The organism is Actinoalloteichus spitiensis RMV-1378, assembly GCF_000239155.1.
GTDB lineage: Bacteria > Actinomycetota > Actinomycetes > Mycobacteriales > Pseudonocardiaceae > Actinoalloteichus_B > Actinoalloteichus_B spitiensis.
Window position 1 is genome coordinate 1 of sequence record NZ_AGVX02000868.1, and the last position, 2,876, is coordinate 2,876.

At 68.8% G+C, this 2,876-nt stretch carries 1 protein-coding gene; it reads right to left on the bottom strand.

Features of this window, described 5'->3' with window-relative positions; all coding sequences use genetic code 11:
* Window positions 1–2,876: condensation domain-containing protein (locus tag ACTIDRAF_RS32320; RefSeq protein ID WP_245533657.1), on the bottom strand; the 2,876-nt coding region annotated here is incomplete at both ends.

The window sequence follows — 2,876 nt, forward strand, 5'->3', positions numbered from 1 at the left end:
CCGGCGGATCGTGTCCACCTCGAACAGGTCCGTGCTGAACTCGAACTCGCCGACGAGCCCGCCGGTACTCGGATCAGGCCGGAACTCCAGGCTGAGGTCGAACTGTGCTGCCTCCCGAGGAAGGTCACAGGGCTCGACACGCAACCCGTCGAACTCGGCGGGCGTGGCCGGGATGTTCTGCAACACCACCAGGGCCTGCACCAACGGGGTCCTGCTGGTGTCCCGCTCGGGCACCAACTCCTCCACCAACCGGCTGAAAGGCACGTCCTGGTGCGCGAACGCCCCCAACACCGTCTCCCGGACCCGCGCCAGCAACGCGGCGAACGACCCACCCGGCTCGACCCGGGAACGCAGCACCACGGTGTTGACGAAGAACCCGACCACGTCCTCGACCTCGGCCCGGTCCCGGCCCGAGACCACCGTCCCCACCGCGATGTCGTCCTGCCCGGAATGCCGGGACAGCACCAGCTGGGTGATCGCGGCCAACGCCATGAACAGCGTGGCCTCCCCGTCCCGGGCCACCGAGGTCAGCCGGGACACCACTCCGGCCGGGACCTCGAAGGTGTGGACCGCACCGGCACCGGTGCGCACCGCCGGTCGGGGGTGGTCGGTGGGCAGTTCCAACACCGGCAGACCGGTCAGCTGGTTCCGCCAGTAGTCGAGGTGCCGTTCCCAGTCGGGACCGGAGGCGTTCCGCTGCTGCCACACCGCCCAGTCCACATACCGCACCGGTAGTTCGGGCAGCTGGGCGCGCTCGCCACGAACCGCCGCGGCGTACAGGGCGGAGAGGTCCCTGAGGAACACTCCCATCGACCAACCATCGGTGACGATGTGGTGCATCGTCACCGACAACACGTGCCGGTCCTCCTCCTCACGGACCAACAGGACCCGCAGCAGAGGCCCGGTAGCCAGGTCGAACGGTGTGTTCATCTCGGACCGCAGCAGTTGGTGGAGCTCGGCGGCCCGGTCCACGACCGTCGTACCCGTCAGTTCGACGAGTCGGATCGGCACGTCCCGCTGCGCGTGGATCCGCTGCTGCCCAACTCCGTCCACCGACTCGAAAGTCGTCCGCAGCGCGGTGTGCCTGATCAGAACGCCGGACAGGGCTGCTCCCAGCGCGGCCAGGTCCAGATCTCCGGACAGCCGGTAAGCGATTCCGGAGTTGTACTCGACGCTGTCCGGGGCGAACTCGTTCAGGAACCACAGCCGTTGCTGCGCGAAGGAGAGCGGAGCGGTGTCACCGCTGGTCTCCGGCACCAAGGCTGGCCCGGGAGAACCCGCCCTCTCCCCACCTGCCTCGACGTCCAGGACGGGAGCGAGTTCCGCGATGGTCGGGTGGTCGAACAGCAGCCTCGGGGACACGTCCGCCTGGATCCTGGGACGCAACCTCGCGACCACCCGCAGGCTGACAATCGAATCGCCACCGAGGTCGAAGAAGTTGTCCTCTACCCCGATCCGGTCGACTCCGAGCACGTCGCACCAGACAGCTGCGAGTGCCTCCTCGGTCCGAGTTCGCGGCGCCAGGTAGTCGAGCCGGTGTTCTGTGGTCGGCATGGGCAGGGCGGCGAGGTCCAGCTCCCCGTCCGGAGTGACGGGGAGGCTCGCCATCACCACGAACTCGGCCGGCACCACCGAGTCCGGCAGCGAGGCACGTACGTGCTCCCGGAGCTCACCGGTGTCAGGAACCTGGTCGTCGGACGGTACGACGTAAGCCACGAGCCGATCGTCCTGGTCTGGTACATCCCGCAGGGCGACCGCGGCGTCGGAGAGCGTGTGGTGCCCAGCCAGCACACGGGCGATCTCCACGGTCTCGACCGTTCCGGACCGGGTACTCGCTCGGAGGACCCCGTCTCCCGCGAACACTTCGGTCGCGGCGATCTCGGGCGTCTGGCCAGGCCTCGGCCACATCGGGATCTTGCCGGTGGTCGTCTCGTCCAACGGGGGCAGTCCAGCGAACTCCAGGTGGAGCAGAGCGGACAGGGTTCGGTCGGGGTTGGTGGCGATCTCGGACAGCGCCCAGGCGAAACGGGCCGCGACCCGCCCGGCGGTGTCCTCGGTGAACAACTCCGGGTCATAGGACAACCACGCCTCCACCCGGTCCCGGGCATACACCGTCACCGTCACCGGGTAGTTCGTCGCCTCCACCGCCTCCACACCCGACACCCGCACCCCGGATGCCGACCCCGCCTCCTGAACCGGGTAGTTCTCGAACACCACCAGGCTCTGGAACAACCCCACCCCCGCCGGCAGCTCCGACTCGATCCCGGTCAACGGCACGTAATCGAACTGGCGGGCCTCCACCTGCCGGGCCTGCACCCCCGACACCCACTCCCCCACCCGCACCCCCGGATCACACACCACCCGCACCGGCAGGGTGTTGATGAACAACCCCACCATCTCCTGCGAACCCACCACCTCAGCCGGTCGACCTGACACCGTCGCCCCGAACACCACATCCACCGTGCCGGCATGCCGGGCCAGCACCAACGCCCACCCGGCCTGCACCACCGCGTTGACCGTGACCCGTTCCTGCCGGGCGAAGGAGAACACCGCCTCCGAACCCGCCGTGGTCAAAGGCACCCGGACACGGGCGGTGGACTCCGAACGGTGTGCCCGGTCAGGTGCACGGTCCCAGGGCAGGGCAGTGGGCTGGTCGAACCCGGCCAACGCCTCCCGCCAGTAGGCCCGCCCGGTGGTCTGGTCCTGCCGGGTCAACCACCGCAGGAACTCCCCGTACTGGCGGCGTCCCACCGGGACCACCGAGACGGTGTTCTCACCCGTGGTCTCGGTCAGGGCCTGGTAGGTCGCGATCAGGTCGGAGAAGAACCGGTAGATGCTCCACCCGTCGAGCAGCAGGTGGTGGAAGGTCCACACCA